At 66.4% G+C, this 17,684-nt stretch carries 14 protein-coding genes; 3 read left to right on the top strand and 11 right to left on the bottom strand.

Translation table 11 applies throughout. From position 1 onward, the window contains the following. Nucleotides 1–8 precede the first annotated feature (8 nt). From VGN66_RS04740 to VGN66_RS04705, 8 genes are all read right to left on the bottom strand, one after another. Complete coding sequence (locus VGN66_RS04740; protein ID WP_327517709.1) at nucleotides 9–686, bottom strand: hypothetical protein; 678 nt, start codon at nucleotides 684–686, stop codon at nucleotides 9–11. 144 nt (nucleotides 687–830) lie between these two features. Further along, complete coding sequence (locus VGN66_RS04735; protein WP_327517708.1) at nucleotides 831–2,588, bottom strand: CHAT domain-containing protein; 1,758 nt, start codon at nucleotides 2,586–2,588, stop codon at nucleotides 831–833. A 118-nt stretch (nucleotides 2,589–2,706) separates the two neighbouring features. Continuing rightward, a complete protein-coding gene (locus tag VGN66_RS04730; RefSeq protein WP_327517707.1) occupies nucleotides 2,707–3,399 on the bottom strand; it encodes a hypothetical protein in 693 nt (230 codons plus the stop codon). A 283-nt stretch (nucleotides 3,400–3,682) separates the two neighbouring features. After that, on the bottom strand, nucleotides 3,683–5,110 hold the full coding sequence (locus tag VGN66_RS04725) for a trypsin-like peptidase domain-containing protein (RefSeq protein WP_327517706.1): 1,428 nt from the start codon (nucleotides 5,108–5,110) through the stop codon (nucleotides 3,683–3,685). Then, on the bottom strand, nucleotides 5,100–6,518 hold the full coding sequence (locus VGN66_RS04720; RefSeq protein ID WP_327517705.1) for a HAMP domain-containing sensor histidine kinase: 1,419 nt from the start codon (nucleotides 6,516–6,518) through the stop codon (nucleotides 5,100–5,102). Before VGN66_RS04720 ends, VGN66_RS04725 begins: the two co-directional genes overlap by 11 nt. A 5-nt stretch (nucleotides 6,519–6,523) precedes the next feature. Next, nucleotides 6,524–7,330: a response regulator transcription factor gene (locus VGN66_RS04715; protein WP_327517704.1), complete on the bottom strand. Its 807-nt coding sequence runs from the start codon at nucleotides 7,328–7,330 to the stop codon at nucleotides 6,524–6,526. 14 nt (nucleotides 7,331–7,344) lie between these two features. Further along, the gene (locus VGN66_RS04710; protein ID WP_327517703.1) at nucleotides 7,345–8,757 is read right to left on the bottom strand and encodes a S1C family serine protease; all 1,413 of its coding nucleotides are present in this window, start codon (nucleotides 8,755–8,757) and stop codon (nucleotides 7,345–7,347) included. Between the two features lie 85 nt (nucleotides 8,758–8,842). Next, complete coding sequence (locus tag VGN66_RS04705) at nucleotides 8,843–10,513, bottom strand: tetratricopeptide repeat protein (RefSeq protein ID WP_327517702.1); 1,671 nt, start codon at nucleotides 10,511–10,513, stop codon at nucleotides 8,843–8,845. Between the two features lie 142 nt (nucleotides 10,514–10,655). On the opposite strand from VGN66_RS04705, the gene hppD reads away from it, so the two are divergent. The 3 genes from hppD to VGN66_RS04690 all read left to right on the top strand — a co-directional run bounded on the left by hppD (nucleotide 10,656) and on the right by VGN66_RS04690 (nucleotide 13,566). Beyond that, entirely contained in the window at nucleotides 10,656–11,693 is a 1,038-nt protein-coding gene (gene hppD / locus VGN66_RS04700; protein ID WP_327517701.1) for a 4-hydroxyphenylpyruvate dioxygenase, read from the top strand. 136 nt (nucleotides 11,694–11,829) lie between these two features. Next, nucleotides 11,830–13,110, top strand: a complete 1,281-nt coding sequence (gene hmgA, locus VGN66_RS04695; RefSeq protein WP_327517700.1) for a homogentisate 1,2-dioxygenase — start codon at nucleotides 11,830–11,832, stop codon at nucleotides 13,108–13,110. A gap of 99 nt (nucleotides 13,111–13,209) precedes the next feature. Further along, nucleotides 13,210–13,566: a Rieske (2Fe-2S) protein gene (locus VGN66_RS04690; protein ID WP_327517699.1), complete on the top strand. Its 357-nt coding sequence runs from the start codon at nucleotides 13,210–13,212 to the stop codon at nucleotides 13,564–13,566. On the opposite strand, the gene VGN66_RS04685 is transcribed toward VGN66_RS04690, so the two are convergent. Genes VGN66_RS04685 through otsB form a run of 3 tightly spaced genes read right to left on the bottom strand, consistent with a single transcriptional unit; the run spans nucleotide 13,563 to nucleotide 17,532 of the window. After that, complete coding sequence (locus tag VGN66_RS04685) at nucleotides 13,563–14,978, bottom strand: alpha,alpha-trehalose-phosphate synthase (UDP-forming) (protein ID WP_327517698.1); 1,416 nt, start codon at nucleotides 14,976–14,978, stop codon at nucleotides 13,563–13,565. The genes VGN66_RS04690 and VGN66_RS04685 overlap by 4 nt on opposite strands. Next, entirely contained in the window at nucleotides 14,975–16,771 is a 1,797-nt protein-coding gene (locus VGN66_RS04680) for a glycoside hydrolase family 15 protein (protein WP_327517697.1), read from the bottom strand. Before VGN66_RS04680 ends, VGN66_RS04685 begins: the two co-directional genes overlap by 4 nt. After that, nucleotides 16,768–17,532 carry a trehalose-phosphatase gene (gene otsB, locus VGN66_RS04675; protein ID WP_327517696.1) on the bottom strand — a complete coding sequence of 255 codons (765 nt, stop codon included), beginning with the start codon at nucleotides 17,530–17,532 and terminating at the stop codon, nucleotides 16,768–16,770. The genes VGN66_RS04680 and otsB overlap by 4 nt, the downstream gene beginning before the upstream one ends. Nucleotides 17,533–17,684 lie beyond the last annotated feature (152 nt).

Below are 17,684 nucleotides of genomic sequence, written 5' to 3'. Positions count from 1 at the left end.
CCCTGATCTTAGTTCGAAACCAATATGGCGCGCGTCCACACGCGGCCCTTGTTCTTCAATGTGATTCGATATTCCTCGGTGCGTCCGGGGGTCCAGCGACACAGCAGGTCGCGACGCGCCACGCCGGATGTCACCGCCGGGCGATCGGTACAGGCCACTCGCCCGCTGGAGTCGGTGACCGCCAGCTCCAGCGCCGCATCGCCATCGCCGCGCACCCGCACCAGCGCCAGCCGCCCGCCCTCCGCCCGCGCGCGCATCGTCAGCGCGCGGTCGGCGGGCAGATCATGGGTATAGACGATCGCGGCGGGCAGGATGCCCTTGCTCGCCTCGGCCAGCGCCGCCTCGATCGCCACGAGCGTGTCGGCATCACCACCGGCCCAGTCGCGCGCTTCGATCAGCAACGCCGAGGGCGCAGTGACGGGCAACTCCTCACCCGTGCGCGCGCGCCCCAGCACCATCGGCGCATTCTCCGCACGCACCAGCACGAAGTCCCCCGTCGCCAACATCCGCGCGGCGACGATCATCATATCGACATCGCGATCGGCTCGCGCACGCGCGATCAGGTCGCGGACCAGCTCGGCCCGCTCGATCACCGCATCGGGCGTCGTCGCATCGGCGTGACCGTCATGCAGCACCGGCGCGGCGGCAACCGGCAGCGCGGCAAGGATCAGGGCGAGGGGAAGCATCACACGCATCGGGAAGACTGGTTTCCTGCCGGATTGAACTGCGCGCACTGTGGCCCCCGCTTCACCCCGGCGCGACCGACAGTCTCTGACATCGCGGTTCGCGCCAGCCTCAGCGGCGTAGGCCAGAAGCGCCGCGCGCCCACCTCACTTGCCCGGTTCGCCGACCAGCGTGAACGCCGCCCAGTATTTCGGGCTGACGAACTGGCCGGTGCCTTCGCTGCGCACCGTCTTCATCGCCGCCTGCAGCGCACGCGCACGTCCGGCGACATCGCCCTTCTGAATGTTGCCGAACGTCTGCTGCATCAGCAGAGATGTCGCCGCGTCGCTGACCGCCCAATGGCTGACCAGCAACGAACGGGCACCGGCGAACAGGAACGATTTGGCGAGGCCCGACAGGCCGTCCGCGCTCTTCCCGTCCCCTGCCGCCGTGTTGCACGCGGACAGCACGACGAGGTCGGCGGGGATCTTGAGCTGCGAGACTTCGGACGCGGTCAGCAGCCCGTCATCGAGTTCGCTCGCCTGCTTTGGCGGGGTGAACACCAGTCCCGGTTCGGCATTGTCGCCAACTTCGGTCGCGAGCAGGCCATGGGTCGAGAACACCACGAAGCGCGCCGCGGGCAGCGCCTTGCTCGCCTTCACCGCAGTTTCGGTCGCCGCGTCGCCGATCACCACGCTCGATTGCCCGCCAAACGACTTTTGCAGGCTTTCCAGCTCCGCCTTGGCCTGGGGCAGATAGGCGAGTGCGCGCAGTTTCTCTGGATCGGCGAGCTTGCCCTTGTACATCTGGCCGGCAAGGCCCGGCGTCACGCTGCGTCCCGTCTCCGGCGTGTACGCACCAGCCAGCGTCGGGGCACCATAGGCGGCGAGCGCGACCCCGCCCCCACGCACCTGCGCGTAGCTGGCCGAACCCGATTTCGTGTCGCAACCGGGATGCGCATCGGCGGGCTTTTCAATGAGCAGGCACCGCAGCGAGCGCAACGCCGAGACCGACGGCAATTCCGCCAACGCATATTTGTCGATCAGCCAAGGGCTGGTCGCCACGGCCGCCGGATCGGTGTCCGCCCCCTGTGGCGGCGCAGTGACCAGCAGCGCGAGCGGCAATGAGGTCAGCGGGCCACTGACATTGGTCAGCAACACCTGCTTGCCCTTCAGCACGCCCTCAACCGGCGCGAGCAGTTCCTTGTAAATTTCGAAGGCGAGCTTGCGGTCGAACGCCTTGCCCTGCGGCGTAACGGCGGCAGCACCGGCTTTGGGCGGGGGCTGGCGACCCGATCCGCGCGCGCCGTCCACTTCCATGCTCGCGCGCAGCAGATTGACCTTCGCCGCGAGCGCATCCTGCTTCATCACCTCCGACCGCGACCAGGTCGATCCCTCGCGCGTCACCGCCCAGGTATAGCTCGCGTCGTCGGACACGAGGATGACGACCATCGCCTCATCGGGGTTGAGCAGCTTCTGCACTGCGGCGATGTCGAGCGCCTTGGGGCGCGTCAGGTCGAAATATTGCGGGAAATCCTTGGCGATCTTCGCCTCGATCGCATCGACTTCGGTGCGCAGCGCGGCGCGGCGCTGGGTCAGCGCGCGGCGTTCTTCCTCGGGCACCTGTGCGCCGCGTTCGATCAGCGCGCTGAACTGGCGATCGACCGCCTCGATCTCGGCGAGCTTCTTGTCACGCTCCTGCTCCAGCACGGCGAGCGGTCCGCCACCCGCGGCAAAGCGCGCAGTCGTGCGGTCGAGCGCCGCAGCTGCGCCGGAAATCTGGGCATATTGCGCCGCCTCGAACGCCTCGGACCGCAGCACATCGGGCGACGGCACCGGTTCGATCTTGATGTCGGGCGTGGTCTGGGCGGACAGCAGGGCCGCAACCAGTGGCAATGCCAGGGTTCGTGAAAGGGCGCGCTTCATGCCGGGTCTCTCCCCTGCGGCGCGGGCCACGCATTGGCGCGGCGATCCGGCCGATTAGCTCTGGCCGGAAAAACCGCCGCCCCGAAGCGATCTGCTCCGGGGCGGCCAGTCTTTCGGCTTAGTTGGTCACCAGCGCGACGCCGGTGCCATAGCCACCATAGTTGATCGCACGAACCGAGAAGGGGCCGGTCCAGATCGGGTTGACGCGGCAATACAGCGTCACGTTGCCCGACATGTCCTGGCACACCTGGTTGCCATTCTCGTCGAAGATCTTGAGCGCCAGCGGCGTCGCCGAGTCACGACGCAGTCCGACGACCAGCGGCTCACCGCCACGGGCGGCGAAGCGGACGGTCCAGGTCGTGTTGCCCGGGACATACTGCACGGTGCGGATCGCACCGCCGACAACGCCCTTCGAGGTTTCGGCCTGAGCCGCTTCCACTGCCGCCACGATGTCGGCGTCGCCACCGGCCAGCGTCTTGGCCTCGGCGAACAGGTCGGCCGACGTGGTCACCTTGGCGGTGCCGGTGCCCTTGCCGGTGCCCTCGATCGAACCCTTGTCGGTGCCTTCCTTGACGGTGACCGAATCGACCATCTTGGCTGCGACGATCATCGCGCGCGCATCCTTGGTGGTGCGGGCATAGTCGGCCAGACGATAGCCAAGTGCCAGCGTGTCGACCGCCTTCGAGCTTTCAGTCGCGGGAACTTCCTTGTCGCCAAGGTTCGTGCCCTTCTTGTCCTGCGCGATCGCCGGCGAAGCCAGCATGCTTGCAGCAACCAGCGCCATCGCCATCTTCTTGTTGAGCGTAACCATTACCTTCGTCTCCTCACTCTCCGGGCCTGCTCCCAAGCCGGCCTCGCGAACTGATCCCTCGATCAGGCAGGTTCGTCTTTAATGTCGCCCCCGCCCGCGCGACACTAACAGTTTCAGTCTTCGTTGCCATCTCAAACTTGGCGCGAAGTCGCTGATTCGCGGCTGTTTAGGGACAGACTTCGCTTGACTACGTACGTATTTGCCGAAGGGAGTCGGCGACTCCACGGCACTTGCTTACCCAAGTTGAGGAAAGGCGCCGGGACTATCCCGACGCCTTTCCGTCTCACCGTTCCAGCTTGAGCTGGATCAGACTGTTGCCCCGCGCCACGAACAATACTGCACCACCGGCAACATTCTGGAACGCACGGGCAAGTTCCGCCGCGCTCTGCACTTGTTCGCCATTGACGCCGACGATGATGTCGCCGACCGCCAGACCCGATCGCGCCGCCGCCGAACCCGGCTGGACGCTGGCGACCACCCCGCCGCGCAGCTGCTCGGGCACCTTGTCGCTTGCGTTGACGTCGCGGAACGTCGCGCCCAGTGCCGCCAACCCGGCGCCGCCGGTCGTCGGTCGCGTGACCTGAACCGGGCGGGGTGCCTCGACCGTCACCTGCGCCGTGCCGGTCTGGCCGCCACGGCGATAGCCCAGTGCAATCGTCTTGCCCGGCTCCAGCACACCGAGAATCGCGGTCAGATTACCCGGCCCCTCGATCGACCGTCCATCCGCTGACGTGATGATGTCGCCCGATTTGAGGCCCCCGCGCGCTGCCGGGCTGTCGGGCGAGACTTCGGCGACCAGCGCGCCGCGCGTCGACCCGCTGCCCGCCGCCTCGACCGTCACCGGGCCGACCGTCACGCCGATCCGCCCGCGCTTGACGCTGCCGTTGCGGCGCAGCTGATCGGCGACTGCCATCGCCATGTTGATCGGCACGGCAAAGGCGATGCCGCTATTGTCGCCCGACTTGGACCAGATCGCGGTGTTGATGCCGATCAGCCGCCCACGGCTGTCGATCAGCGCGCCGCCCGAATTGCCGCTGTTCACCGCGGCATCGGTCTGGATGAAGTCCTGCAAGCCATCGCCGATCCCCGAGCGTCCAAGGCCGGAGATCACACCCATCGTCAGCGTCTGGTCGAACCCGAACGGATAGCCGATGGCAAAGGCCAGGTCGCCGACCTCGATCTTGCCGCTGTCGCCAACTTCGATCGCGCGCAGCCCGCTCGCCTTGACGCGGAGCAGCGCGATGTCGGTCTGCGGATCGCGGCCGACCACTTCGGCATCGACGACGCGGCCGTCATAGAGCTGGATCTTGAATGCGGTCCCCTTCTCGACGACGTGGTTGTTCGACAGGATTTCGCCACGGGCGGCATCGATGATGACCCCCGATCCGCTGCCGATCGGCTGGGGAGCGCCCTGCTGGCCCTGGGGTTGCTGGCCCTGTACCTGCGCCGATGTCGCCTGACCACGGAACGGGTCTTCGCCCTGTCCCTCGCGCGCTGCGGTGCGATCGCCCTCGGCCTGTTTGTGGCCGAGCACGATCACCTTGACCACCGTTGGCGCGACTGCCTTGAGGTCGCGGGCATAGCTATAGACGCCGCGCGCGCTGTCATAGGGCGCGGTCTGCGCCGCCGCACTCACGGCCAGCGGCGGCGACCCCAGCATCGCGATTGCCGCCACCCCGGCGAGCAATCGCCCGTGAAAACTAGACCTCATTATTTCCCCTTTCCCTGTGGTGCGCTGGATCGTCGTCCTGCGCGGGCAAACTGATCTCGATGCGAAACCCGCCCGCGCGGTTGAATGCCTGAACATTGCCGCCCGCGCGCAGCGCGACGGTGCGGACAAAGGCGAGCCCCAGCCCATGGCTGTCGGCCCCGCCGCTCGAATAGCCGGGCTCGAAGATGCGCTCGACCTTGCCGGGGTCGATCCCCGGCCCGTCATTATCGACCGCGACGGTCACCGTGTCGTCGTGGCGCGCGACGGTGCAGCGGATCGTGGATTCCGGGGTGGCGAACTTGACGGCATTGCCCAGAATATTCTCGATCATCCGGTCAAACAGATCGCCCGCGACCCGCACCCGCGCATCGACCGCCTCAAGCGCGAATTCCAGATCCTTGTCATCGCCCAGATAGACGAACATGTCGTCGATCAGCTGGCGGATGCGCGCGCCCGGATCGACGCAGTCCGCCTCGTGCCGCCGCGACACTTCGGCGTCGATGATGCCGAGCAGCATCCGGCAGCGTTTGTCCATCGTCACCAGCTTGGCGTCGGCATCGGCGATCAGAGGCTCATCCGGCACTTTCACCGCCAGCGCCTCGAGATGCTTGCGCGCGACCATCACCGGGCCGCGCAGATCATGCGCGACGTGCCGATGCAGCCGTCGTAGCCCGCCGATCATATCCTCCGACCGCGCGAGCAGCGCATTGAGATGCTGGGCGAGCAGGCGAAATTCGGGCTGGCCATCATCCGCAGGCGCGCGTTCGGAGAAGCCGGTGCGATCGGCGCGGTCGAGCAGTGCGTTGAACGCATCGAGCCGCGACCGCCATCCGCGCATCAACGCCCAGGCGAGCAGCCCCGCAAGCAGCAGAAAGGCGATGCCGACGCCCGCCGCGAGCAGATAGGCACGCGTCACCAATCGCGGATCGGGACTGAAGATGCGCGCGCTCAAAAACGCCCGTCCCTCGCCCAGATCGACCACCGTCCCGACCGCAGTCGCCTCCGCGCGCTGGCACGCGGTTCCGGCGGGCACGCGCAACCGCACCTCGCCCCGGCCCATCGGCCAGTCGAGCTTCGGCGTCCCGGTCAGTGCCCCGTCCGCACCGCGATAGAGGAACAGCGCCCGCGCCCGCTCGCCGCTGTCGCAGCGCCCGCCATCGGTCGCCTCGGTCGCGCGCGCGACGACCATCGTCAGCACTTCGGCGTCGCGCTCCTCGGCGGACAGGCCGGGCGCGAAGCTGTCGATCTTGCTCGACAGCACCGCCGCATCCGCCTGCGCGCGCACCATCGCCACCTCGCGCGCGTTCATCGACACCATCTGGAGCAGGCCGAGCGTCAACCCGACCAGCGCCACGGCGGCAAGCGCGCCGATGACCAACGTCGTACGAAGCGGAAGCCAGCGAAGCATGCGAGCTAGCGACCACCCTCCATGCCGGCGAGGTTGCGCAGCGCGAACCCCTGTGCCCAGATGTTAGTCACCAGCGGATGGAAATCGTCCGGAATGTCCGGGCATTGCCGCTTCAACGACTTGCGCAGCCGCTTGATCGCCTGATCGACCGTATTGGCGAACTCCTCGGGGAAGTGGCTCCACCCCTTGCCGATCCAGCAGCGGTCCCACAGCATCGATTGGCTGAGCGGGTTGCCGCGTTCCTTGTACAGCTCGACCAAGATGTCCGCCTCGCGGCTGGTCAGTTGGAGCAGCCGGCCGTTGCAGCGCACATCCTTGGTATCGGCGTCCACTTCCAGCGGCGCGCAGGTCCAGCCTTTGCTGCGCATCGTCGGTTTGCGGCGGCGCAGCTGCGCGGCGACGCGCGCGACCAGTTCCTCGCTCGTCGCGGGCTTGGGCACATAATCGTCCGCCCCGCGCGCGATCAGCCCGTGGATCCGCTGATCCTCACCGCCGAGCAGCGAATAGACGAGTGCGGGCACATCGGGGTCGGTCTTGAGCCCGTTGGGGCGGCGGCGCACGCGATCGAGCACCTCCAGCCCTTCGATCCCCGGATTGATCCGGTCGAGCACGAGCACGTCATAGGCCTCGGCCTCAAGCGCCTCGAGCGCGGCGTCGCCGGTCTCGACCAGGTCGACGCTCTCGCATCCCGCGGCTTCCAGCGCGGCCTTCATCTCCGCGCCGATCTCGTCCTCCAGGATCAGCGCGCGGCACCCTGCAAAGGTGTCGGCGATATTCTGCGCCGCTTCCGCGTCCAGTTTCAACACGCTCATCGTCAATGTCTCCGTCATAGCGGCCCCCGCGGGAAGCGGCGCGGGACGCCGGGTCGCCGCGCCTTCGCGGCCTCGGCGCTGAGCGGGAGCGCGACGTGGAGCGTCCCCTGCCCTGCGCGCTGAATTCGCAGCACGGCAACGTCGCGCTTCGATGCCTTGATCGCGGCCATCGCCGCCGCCGCGTCGCGCGGTGCGACGCCATCGACCGCGAGCAGCTCATCGCCTTCGTACAGGCCGTACATCTGCCCGATCGACGCCTCTTCGACCTTGCCCACCGTCACCCGGCCCGCCGCATCGCTGCGTAACGCAAAGCCGAGCGTGAACGGGCCGCCCACAGCGCCGCTCATGTCCATCGCCAGCGCCGCGACCTTGCCACGTTCGCCGGCCAGATCGTCGTCGGCCTCCAAGGCAACGGCGAGCGCGAGCGTCTTGCCGTCGCGAACGATCTCGACCTTCACCTTGTCGCCGGGCTTGCTGTCGATCAGTGCCATCGACAGGTCGCGGACCACCTCCAGCTTGCGCCCTTCGACGCTCAGCAACAGGTCGCCGATCTTCAGGCCGCCCTGCGCCGACACCGCGTCGATGATCAGGCCGGATTTACCCGGTGCGCCCAGCGCTTCGGCCATGCCGGCGTCGGCACTGCTCGCAGTCACGCCCAGCCGGCCGCGCACGACCTTGCCATCGGCGGCGAGCTGCGCCGCGATCTTTGCGGCGAGTTCGGCCGGAATCGCCAAGCCAATGCCGATGTCGAAGATGGTCTCAGGCGGCGTCGCCGTGTTGATCCCGATCACTTCCCCCTCCTCGGTGATCAGCGGCCCCCCGCTATTCCCTGGATTGAGCGCCGCATCATGCTGGATGAAGTTCACCGGCCATGCGACGTCATAGGCGCGGTCATAACCGCTTATGATCCCGGAAGTAACCGAGAAACGGTTGCCCATCGGATTGCCCAGCGCAAAGACTTTCGCGCCCAGCGGCAACTTCGACGACTTCGCCAGTTTGAGTACCGGTAGCGGCGCTTCTGCGTCGATCTTGACGATCGCAAGATCGGTTCGCCCGTCGCGCCCGATCACCTTGCCCTTGTAGCGTTTGCCATTGGCGAAGGTCACTTCGACCACATCGAGCTTGGCGACGACATGCGCATTGGTCAGGATCAGGCCGGACGCGTGGATCACGAAGCCCGATCCCCCCGCCGCTTCGGTATCGCCATTCTGCTTGCGCGCCGCTTCGTCCTGCGGGCTGATCGCGACCACCGCCTTCATCGCGCGTTCGATCGCGGTTTCAGACTGAGCGGCGGAGGCCACCTTGGGCGTCTCGGGCATCGCCGCGGCCCGCGCGGTAGTCGGTAGCGCAACGCCAAGGCAGAGTGCGGCACCGAGGAACCAGCCGAGCGTGCGGCGGGTCAGGTTCACGGATGGATTGGGGTTCATGGAAGTTCCGGATACTGACTTCAGACACCCCGTTCCTGTCATTTGGTTCAGGTGAAAGCGACGGTCAGGATCAGACGGACAGCGGTCAGGACGGCGGCTGAGCCAGGCTCCAAGCCGCGCGGACCTGATCGCGGAAAACGCGGGTAAGGCGCCCCATCTCGGCTTGCGCTTGCGCGTCGAACCCCTGACCGCTCGCCATGCGCGCCAGCGTCTGGTTTCCCGCTTCAAGCAGCAATGTCCGCGCGAGCGGCAATGCGTCGTCCTCGCCGATCAGGAAGTTGCCGTAGCTCCAGCCTAATAGAATGCGGTGGATATGATCGGGGCGGAACGCCGCGCGCGAATCCGCATCGGCGCGCGCAAACCACAGACGCGCCTTCGCTGCATTCCCTTCGCGGTCGAGGAACGCCGCCAGGCTGCTCGCGGTCCGCGCGGCGATTTGCCGGCCCGCGGCGCCAAGCGCCGTGGCCGCGGCGTAGTTGGTTTCCAGCAGTGCAATCGCCTCAGCATGGCGACCTGCGCCGCCTAACGCCGCCCCCAAATTATTGCGTGCCATCACCGCGCGAACATGGCCGGGGCCAAAGGCGCGTTCGGCATAATCCAGCACCTGGCGCTGGACGTCGATCGCCGGACCCGTTTCACCAAGGCGGACGAGTACGTTGGCAAGGTTGGTCAGGATCGCGATCATTTCGTCGATATTGACGACGCCGGATGCCTTGATGACCTCGACCGAGCGGCCATACATCTCGGCGGCGGCTTCGATCTGTCCCGATTCCATCAGGACCAGGCCAAGATTGTTGTAGGCAAGCCCCGTGAAGTTGCTCGCTTCGCCGAAAAATCGCAGGCGTATCGCCAGCGCCTCGCGCGCCGCCGCTTCTGCCTCTCGATACTCCCCCGTGCGGACGAGCAGTACGCTGAGGCCCGAAAGGCTGTCGGCAAGGTTGGGACTATCACCCTCCGCCCGGCGCAGCGCCACGGTCTCACGCCACAGCGCAAGTGACTCGGTTGTGCGGTTCTGCTGCTCCAGACACTGCGCCAGTGCCTCGCGTGCGCGGATGCTCTGCGTGGCACGCGATCCCATCAGCGCGTCCAGCCGCGCGACCGCGATCCGCAGCGTCGCTTCCGCTTCGGTCAAGCGCCCGAGCCCGGACAGCGCCGTCCCCTCCATCATCCGGAACACCGCGCCTTCGACCGTGTCGCCAGCCATTTCGACCGCACGGCGCGCGAGTGGCAGGGCTTCGGCATGGCGTCCCTGCATCACCAGATTGTTGGCGCGGCGGCCGAGATAGTTTGCGAGCAGCGGGTCGCCGGCAAAAACCACTTCGGCCGCGGCCAGCGCGGCGATGAATTCTGGCTCCGCTTCGCCATGCCGACCGATCCGTTCGAGCGCGGCGCCGAGCATGAACCGGGCATTCATGCCCATCCCGCTCGCTTCTTCAAACGTGGCTGCGATCGCAACTGCGCGTCTGGCGGTGGCCACCGCCTCCTGCACACGCCCGGTCTCACCCATCACCAGCGACCACATTGAGATCAGCATCACGCACGGGCGCAGTTGCTCAGGCGCGGCCCCGTCGCCGCCGTTACCGGCAATGCACGCCTTCACATCGGGTTCAAGGAGTGCGAGCGCCTTGCGCGCGTCGCCCGCATCCATCGCGGCGTCGAACTCCGGGCTGGTCTGGATGACGTCGACGTCGACCACCGCCGGAGCACCGTCCTGGGCGGTCAACACGACGGCGGCGAGCGCAAGCGGGTAGAGCATCATTTCCCCCTTCCACCGAGCCTCCTCCTCTCGACGGCCCAATGCAAGGTACAAGCGCGAGGCCACCCCGCGCAATTTAGTATCATTTGACACCAAATGGGCGTCGGGTGTAATGCCTCCTCAACTTACGGAGGCTGCGCGCATGACCGACCCGACCAATCCCTTGGGCCTCAACGGCTTCGAGTTCGTCGAATTCACCTCGCCCGATCCGGACGCGATGGCGCGCCAGTTCGAGCAGCTCGGCTTCGTGCCCTCGCACCGCCACCCGACCAAGAACATCACCCGCTTCAAGCAGGGGCGCATCAATCTGATGCTCAACCGCGACGAGAGCGGCCGCGTCGCCGAGTTCCGCGCGGCGCACGGCCCTTCGGCCAGCGCGATGGCGTTCCGCGTCGCCGATCCGGTGGTCGCGATGGAGTGGGCACTGAAGAACGGTGCGGAGCGCACCGCCGAGGACGATACCTGCATCATCGGCATCGGCGGATCGTACCTCTACTTCATCCAGGACGGCACCGACCTCTATGCCGATTGGGACGAAATCCCCGGCTGGCAGCAGGCGGAGGCGGAGAACAATGTCGGCCTCGACCTGCTCGACCACCTCACCCACAATGTCCGGCGCGGCCAGATGCGGGTGTGGTCGGAATTCTACAAGACGCTGTTCGGCTTTGAGGAACAGAAGTATTTCGACATCAAGGGTCAGGCGACCGGCCTGTTCAGCCAGGCGATGATCGCGCCCGACAAGGCGATCCGCATCCCGCTGAACGAGAGCCAGGACGACAAGAGCCAGATCGAAGAGTTCATCCGCGAGTATAAGGGCGAGGGTATCCAGCATCTCGCGCTGACCACCCCGGACATCTTCGACACGGTCGAGCGGCTGCGTGCGCGTGGCGTCAAGCTGCAGGACACGATCGAGACCTATTACGAACTGGTCGACAAGCGCGTCCCCGGCCATGGCGAGGATCTTGAGCGGCTGCGCAAGAACCGCATCCTGATCGACGGAAATGTCGGCGACGAGGGCATTCTTCTGCAAATCTTCACCGAAAACATGTTCGGTCCGATTTTCTTCGAGATCATTCAGCGCAAGGGCAATGAAGGATTCGGTAACGGAAACTTCCAGGCACTTTTTGAGTCGATTGAACTCGATCAAATCCGTAGAGGCGTCATTCAAGTCGACGCATAACGAGGTTGGAGAGGAGAGCCGGGACAACCGGCCCCATACCTTCCGAAGGGGGAAGGAACGCAGGAGGATGAGGGAGGCGGCCTTAGACCGCCCCCTCATCCGACTACACGCCAGAGTGCGCTTTAGGGTCTGACCTATGACCGACTATTTCCCGGGTTTCGGCAATCACGTCTCGACCGAGGCGGTCGCGGGCGCGCTCCCGATCGGGCGCAATTCGCCGCAGCGGCCTGCTTATGGCCTGTACGCCGAACAGCTCTCCGGCACCGCCTTCACCGCACCGCGCCACGAGAATCGCCGCAGCTGGCTCTACCGGATGCGCCCGAGCGCCGAGCATCCGCCCTTCGCGCCCTATGAATCCGCCGCGCGTTTCCTGCCGCAGCCGGACCCCGCGCCACTCGCGCCCAACCGCCTGCGCTGGGGACCGATTGCCGATCCTGCGCCGGGCACCGACCTGATCGACGGCATGACGAGCATGCTCGTCACCCGCGACCCTGCGGATCTCGAGGGCGTTGCGGTGCATGTCTATGCCGCGAACGCCGACATGGACCGCCGCGTGTTCTTCGACGCGGATGGCGAACTGCTGTTCATCCCGCAGGCCGGACGCCTGACGCTGCTGACCGAGCTGGGGCGGATCGACATTGCTCCCGGCCAGATCGCGCTGATCCCCCGCGGCGTGCGCTTCCGCGCGCTGCTGCCAGACGGCACCGCGCGCGGCTATGTCGCGGAGAATCACGGCGCGCTGTTCCGGCTGCCCGATCTCGGCCCGATCGGCGCCAACGGCCTCGCCAACCCGCGCGATTTCGAGACCCCCGCGGCATGGTATGAAGATCGGGACGAGCGCTTTGAGGTCGTCCAGAAATCGCTCGGCCAGCTCTGGACCACGACGATCGACCACAGCCCGCTCGATGTCGTCGCCTGGCACGGCAACCTCGCGCCATGGCGCTATGACCTGTCGCGCTTCAACACGATCAACACGGTCAGCTTCGACCATCCCGACCCGTCGATCTTCACCGTGCTGACCTCGCCGAGCGACGTTCCGGGGCGCGCCAATGCCGATTTCGTGATCTTCCCGCCGCGCTGGATGGTGGCGGAGGACACGTTCCGCCCGCCCTGGTTCCACCGCAACGTGATGAGCGAGGCGATGGGCCTGATCCACGGCGCCTATGACGCCAAGGCCGACGGCTTCGTCCCCGGCGGGCTGTCGCTGCACAATCTGATGGCCGGTCACGGCCCCGATGTCGCCAGCTGGGACGGCGCGAGCAATGCCGATCTCAAGCCGCACAAGATCGACGGCACGATGGCATTCATGGTCGAAACCTGCTGGCCCTACCGCCCGACCGCATATGCGATAGCGACGGCGCAGTCGGATTACGACGCGGCGTGGGCGGGCTTCCCCAAGGCCAAATTGCCGCAGTGAGGAAGTACCCAACATCCGTTTGTGCTGAGCTTGTCGAAGCACGATTTCCGTCAAACAGCTGCATGCCACGGCCCTTCGACAAGCTCAGGGCAAACGGCGTTGGTTGAACGCCTCACCACCACCCCGCCCGGCGTGCGCCTCGGCCCGCTCGACCTGATCGCCGACGGCGCCGCGCGCAATTTCGTGCTGGAGATGAAGGCGGGACGCTTCCACGGCTTTGCCGTCCGCAGCGGCGGCAGCGTGTCGGGCTATGTCGATCGCTGCCCGCATATGGGCCTGCCGCTCGCGCAACAGCTCGACGCCTATCTCACCGGCGATAGCGGCATGATCCAATGCAGCTGGCACGGCGCTTTGTTCCGCATTGCGGACGGAATGTGCGTAGGCGGCCCCTGCACCGGCGCCGCGCTCACCGCGTGGCCGCTTGAAGTCCGCGACGGCGCAATCTACACCGCTTAGGCGGCGGCGATGTCGTTATCCGCCGGGATTGGCGCAGGGACTTCCTGTCCCATCAGCGCATCGGTGAACAGGCCGCGCCACCACACCACATCCTCGGCCTCGACATTGTCCATCATCGACCGCCAGCGCCGCTTGCGCTCGTCCAGATCCATGCGCAGCGCCTGCATGATCGCGTCCGACACCTCATCCGCGCTGTACGGATTAACCAGCACCGCGTCCTTGAGCTGCGCCGCCGCCCCGGCAAAGCGCGACAGGATCAGCACGCCGGGATCATCTGGATTTTGCGCCGCGACATATTCCTTCGCGACCAGATTCATGCCGTCGCGCAGCGGCGTCACCAGCCCGATCCGCGCCGCGCGATAGATGCCCGCCAGCACATCGCGCGGATAGCCTTGATTGACGTAGCGGATCGGCACCCAGTCGGTGTCGGCATAGGCGCCGTTGATCTGCCCCGACAGCCCCTCGAGCGCGGTGCGGATCTTCTTGTAGCTCTCTACCGCCCCGCGCGACGGAGGCGCGATCTGGAGCAGGAACACTTCCTTGCGCTCTTCTGGATGCTCGGCAAGGAAGCGCTCGTAGCCGGCGAAGCGCTCTTCCAGTCCCTTGGAGTAATCAAGCCGGTCGACCCCGACGATCATGTCGCGCCCGACCGCGCTGTCGCGCATCCGGCGATACGCCATCTTGGCGGCGGGGCTTGCCGCACCCTCGACGAACTCCTTGCAGTCGATCCCGATCGGCGCGACGATCGCGCGCAGCCGCCGCTCGCCCAGCACCAGTGTGTCGCCCTCGATCGTGGCGCCCAGCTCGTAGGTCGCATAGTCGCGGAATGACTCCAGCCATTCCTGCGTGTGGAAGCCGACCAGGTCATAGGCGAACATCGTCCGCACCAGCTCCTGCGCCTCGGGCATCGTCGCCAGCAACCGTCGCGGTGGCCAGGGGATGTGGAGGAAGAAGCCGATGCGGTTCTTGACGCCGCGGTCGCGCAAACACTGGCCGAGCGGGAACATGTGATAGTCCTGCACCCACAAAATGTCCTCGCCCTCGACCAGCGGTCGCAGCGTATCGGCGAAGCGTTCGTTCACCCGCTGATAGCCCCCGGCAAAGCCGCGCTCATATTCGGCAAGGTCGATGCGATAGTGGAACAGCGGCCACAGCGTGCGGTTGGCGTAGCCGTTATAATATTCCTCGATGTCCTGCGGCTCCAGATCGACCGTCGCGGTGGTCACACCCTGCGCGCGCTGGAAATTGATCTGGCCGGTAAACTCCTCGACCGTGTCGCCCGACCAGCCGAACCAGATGCCGCCAAATTCGCGGATCGCCGCCTGCAGGGCGACGGCAAGACCACCCTGCGCACCGGCGTGCGAGTCCTTCGGGGCTGACACGCGGTTCGAGATAATGATCAGGCGGCTCATCGGATGGCGCTCCACGGTTTGCTCAGCAGGACGGCGCAATTGATCATGCCGACCAGCGAGTAGGTCTGGGGGTAGTTCCCCCATAGTTCCCCGCTCACGGGGTCGATATCCTCGGACAGCAGGCCGGCGGCGGTGCGACGGTCGAGCATCTCGGCGAACAGCGCGCGCGCATCGGCGTCGCGGCCGGTGAAGTGCAGCGCCTCGATCAGCCAGAAGGTGCAGACGTTGAATGCGGTTTCGGGCAGGCCGAAATCATCCTCGGTCGCGTAGCGCAGCATATGGCTGCCGCGCCGCAGCCCCTGCTCGACCGCATCGAGCGTGCCGCGGAACCGCGCGTCATCAGGTGACATGAAGCGCATGTCGAGCAGCTGGATCAAGCTGGCGTCGAGATCGTCGCCGCTGAACGTCGCAGACATGCGGTTGGTCTCGGGCCGCCAGGCGGCTTCCTCGATCGCGCGGCGCATCCGGTCGGCGCGCTCTTGCCAAACCAAGCGATCGCTATCCAGCCCCAGCCGCTCGGCGGCATTGGCGAGCCGATCACACGCCGCCCAGCACATCGCGGCGGAATAGGTGTGGACGCTCTGCCGCGTTCGCAGCTCCCACAGCCCTGCATCGGGTTTGTCGAACAATTCGACCGCGCGTTCACCGACCCGCGCCAGCGCCTCGAAATCCTCGCGCCCCGCCATGCGGAACAGGCGCTGGTCGAAAAACGCCTGCACATTCGACAGCACGATCTGGCCATAGGCATCGTGCTGGATCTGCTCATAGGCCTGATTGCCGACCCGCACCGGCCCCATGCCGCGATAGCCGGCTAGGCGCGGTGCCTCGCTCTCGATCAGCACGCTCTCGCCCTGCACGCCATAGAGCGGCTGGATATGCCCGCCCTTGGCCTGATCAACGATGTTGCGCAGATAGGCGAGATAGCCCTCGAGCACATCGAGTGCGCCGACGCGGTTCAGCGCCTGGACGGTGTAATAGGCGTCGCGGATCCAGCAATAACGATAGTCCCAGTTGCGCCCGCTATCGGCATGTTCGGGGATCGAGGTGGTGAGCGCGGCGACGATCGCGCCGGTTTCCTCATGCTGGCACAACTTCAGCGTGATCGCGCTGCGGATCACGACATCCTGCCATTCGAACGGCGTCGCCAGCCCGCGCGCCCAGTTCTGCCAGTGATAGCGGGTATAGTCCGCCATCTCGTCGACGGTCGTCGCAAGGTTGCCGGCGAAACTCTCATCGGGACCGAGGAAGAAATGCAGTGGGCGCTCGACCCGAAAGCAGCGTTCGTCCTGCAACAACCCGACCGGCGCGTTAGTCGACAGGCGCAGTTGCATCCCGTCGAGCAGATAGCGGATATGGTTCGACCCCGCCGTGGTCAGCACCGCCGGATCGCCCCAGTTGCGCGTCGGGCGCAAGCGCACACAGATGCGCGGCGAACCCGCCACCGGCCGCACGATCCGCGCAAAGGCAACCGGGCGGTACATCCGCCCCAGCCGCTCGAATCGCGGGCAGAAATCGGTGATCTCGATCGCGCTGCCGTTGCTGTCGGTCATCCGCGTGACCAGAATCGGCGTGTTGGTCAGATAATGCTGCTCGACGCTGACACGGTCCTCCAGGTCGATCGCCCACAGCCCGACCGCATCGCCGGAACGCGGGTCGCGACCGTCGAGCAGCGACGAGAACAGCGGATCGCCGTCCACCTTCGGCGCGCACGCCCAGACGAAGCGCCCGGCGCGATCGATCAGCGCGCTGACCTGACAATTGCCGATCGGCCACAGGTCGAGATTGGGCTTCATACCGCGTCCTTCGCAATCGTTTCGAGCCACCGCAGCGCGGTTGCGACATCAGGCACACGATAGACCGCCTCGGTTTCGCGGGCCGGGCCGACCAGCACCCCCGCCCCACCCAGCCGGGCGACGGTGGCAAAGCCGGGCTCGTCGGTCAGGTCATCGCCCAGAAACACCGGACGCGACCCGGCAAAGGGCATGGCGCTCATCAGCGCGGCGATGGCACGGCCCTTGTCGCCCGGCGCGCGTAGTTCGAACACCATCTTGCCGCGCTGGAGCGTCAGGCCGGTCGCTGCGGCTAGTTCCTCGGCGAGCGCGCAGGCTTCGGCCTCGGCAGCGGGCACGCCGCGATAATGCAGGCCGACCCCGAGCGGCTTGATTTCGACGACTAATCCAGGGAGCGTTTCGGCGAGCGCATAAAACTGTGCCGCGACGTCATCGAGCGCGACCGGGCGCTCGGGCATTTCGGCATGCTCGAGACCGCGGAGTTCCGCGCCATGACTGCCAGCGATCGGGCAATCGAGGCCGCCGAACAGCGCGTCGATCTCCGCCGCGCCGCGCCCGCTGACGATCGCCACGCGCCCTTCGAAGCGCTTCGCCAGCGTCGCGATCAGGTCGCGCAGCCGGGCATCGACGGCGACCGCATCGGGACGCGGCGCGATTTCGACCAGGGTTCCGTCAAAATCCAGGAACAGGCTGGCGCCATTCGCCAAATCCGCCGGAGGCGGCGCAAGCAGCGCCGCCACATTCATTTCCGCAAGCTTGGACATCCCAAGGCCAATGCATTCGGAACGCATTCGTTCCGAAACTTCTGCTGCAATGCGGGACAAAAAGCCGCACTCGAACCACGCCAGTCCCATCGTCGTCCCGGCCTTGAGCCGGGACAGGGCTTTTCTTGAAGCGGCGGGAAAGAAGCCCGGCC

The organism is Sphingomonas sp., assembly GCF_035998645.1.
Lineage (GTDB): Bacteria > Pseudomonadota > Alphaproteobacteria > Sphingomonadales > Sphingomonadaceae > Sphingomonas.
The sequence above is the reverse complement of the archived record's forward strand: the minus strand, read 5'-3'. Positions and strand labels throughout refer to the sequence as shown.

Coding starts and splice junctions, on each gene's coding strand:
- VGN66_RS04740 (WP_327517709.1), bottom strand. CDS start 686: ATGCTTCCCCTCGCCCTGATCCTTGCCGCGCTGCCGGTTGCCGCCGCG.
- VGN66_RS04735 (WP_327517708.1), bottom strand. CDS start 2,588: ATGAAGCGCGCCCTTTCACGAACCCTGGCATTGCCACTGGTTGCGGCC.
- VGN66_RS04730 (WP_327517707.1), bottom strand. CDS start 3,399: ATGGTTACGCTCAACAAGAAGATGGCGATGGCGCTGGTTGCTGCAAGC.
- VGN66_RS04725 (WP_327517706.1), bottom strand. CDS start 5,110: ATGAGGTCTAGTTTTCACGGGCGATTGCTCGCCGGGGTGGCGGCAATC.
- VGN66_RS04720 (WP_327517705.1), bottom strand. CDS start 6,518: ATGCTTCGCTGGCTTCCGCTTCGTACGACGTTGGTCATCGGCGCGCTT.
- VGN66_RS04715 (WP_327517704.1), bottom strand. CDS start 7,330: ATGAGCGTGTTGAAACTGGACGCGGAAGCGGCGCAGAATATCGCCGAC.
- VGN66_RS04710 (WP_327517703.1), bottom strand. CDS start 8,757: ATGAACCCCAATCCATCCGTGAACCTGACCCGCCGCACGCTCGGCTGG.
- VGN66_RS04705 (WP_327517702.1), bottom strand. CDS start 10,513: ATGCTCTACCCGCTTGCGCTCGCCGCCGTCGTGTTGACCGCCCAGGAC.
- hppD (WP_327517701.1), top strand. CDS start 10,656: ATGACCGACCCGACCAATCCCTTGGGCCTCAACGGCTTCGAGTTCGTC.
- hmgA (WP_327517700.1), top strand. CDS start 11,830: ATGACCGACTATTTCCCGGGTTTCGGCAATCACGTCTCGACCGAGGCG.
- VGN66_RS04685 (WP_327517698.1), bottom strand. CDS start 14,978: ATGAGCCGCCTGATCATTATCTCGAACCGCGTGTCAGCCCCGAAGGAC.
- VGN66_RS04680 (WP_327517697.1), bottom strand. CDS start 16,771: ATGAAGCCCAATCTCGACCTGTGGCCGATCGGCAATTGTCAGGTCAGC.
- otsB (WP_327517696.1), bottom strand. CDS start 17,532: ATGTCCAAGCTTGCGGAAATGAATGTGGCGGCGCTGCTTGCGCCGCCT.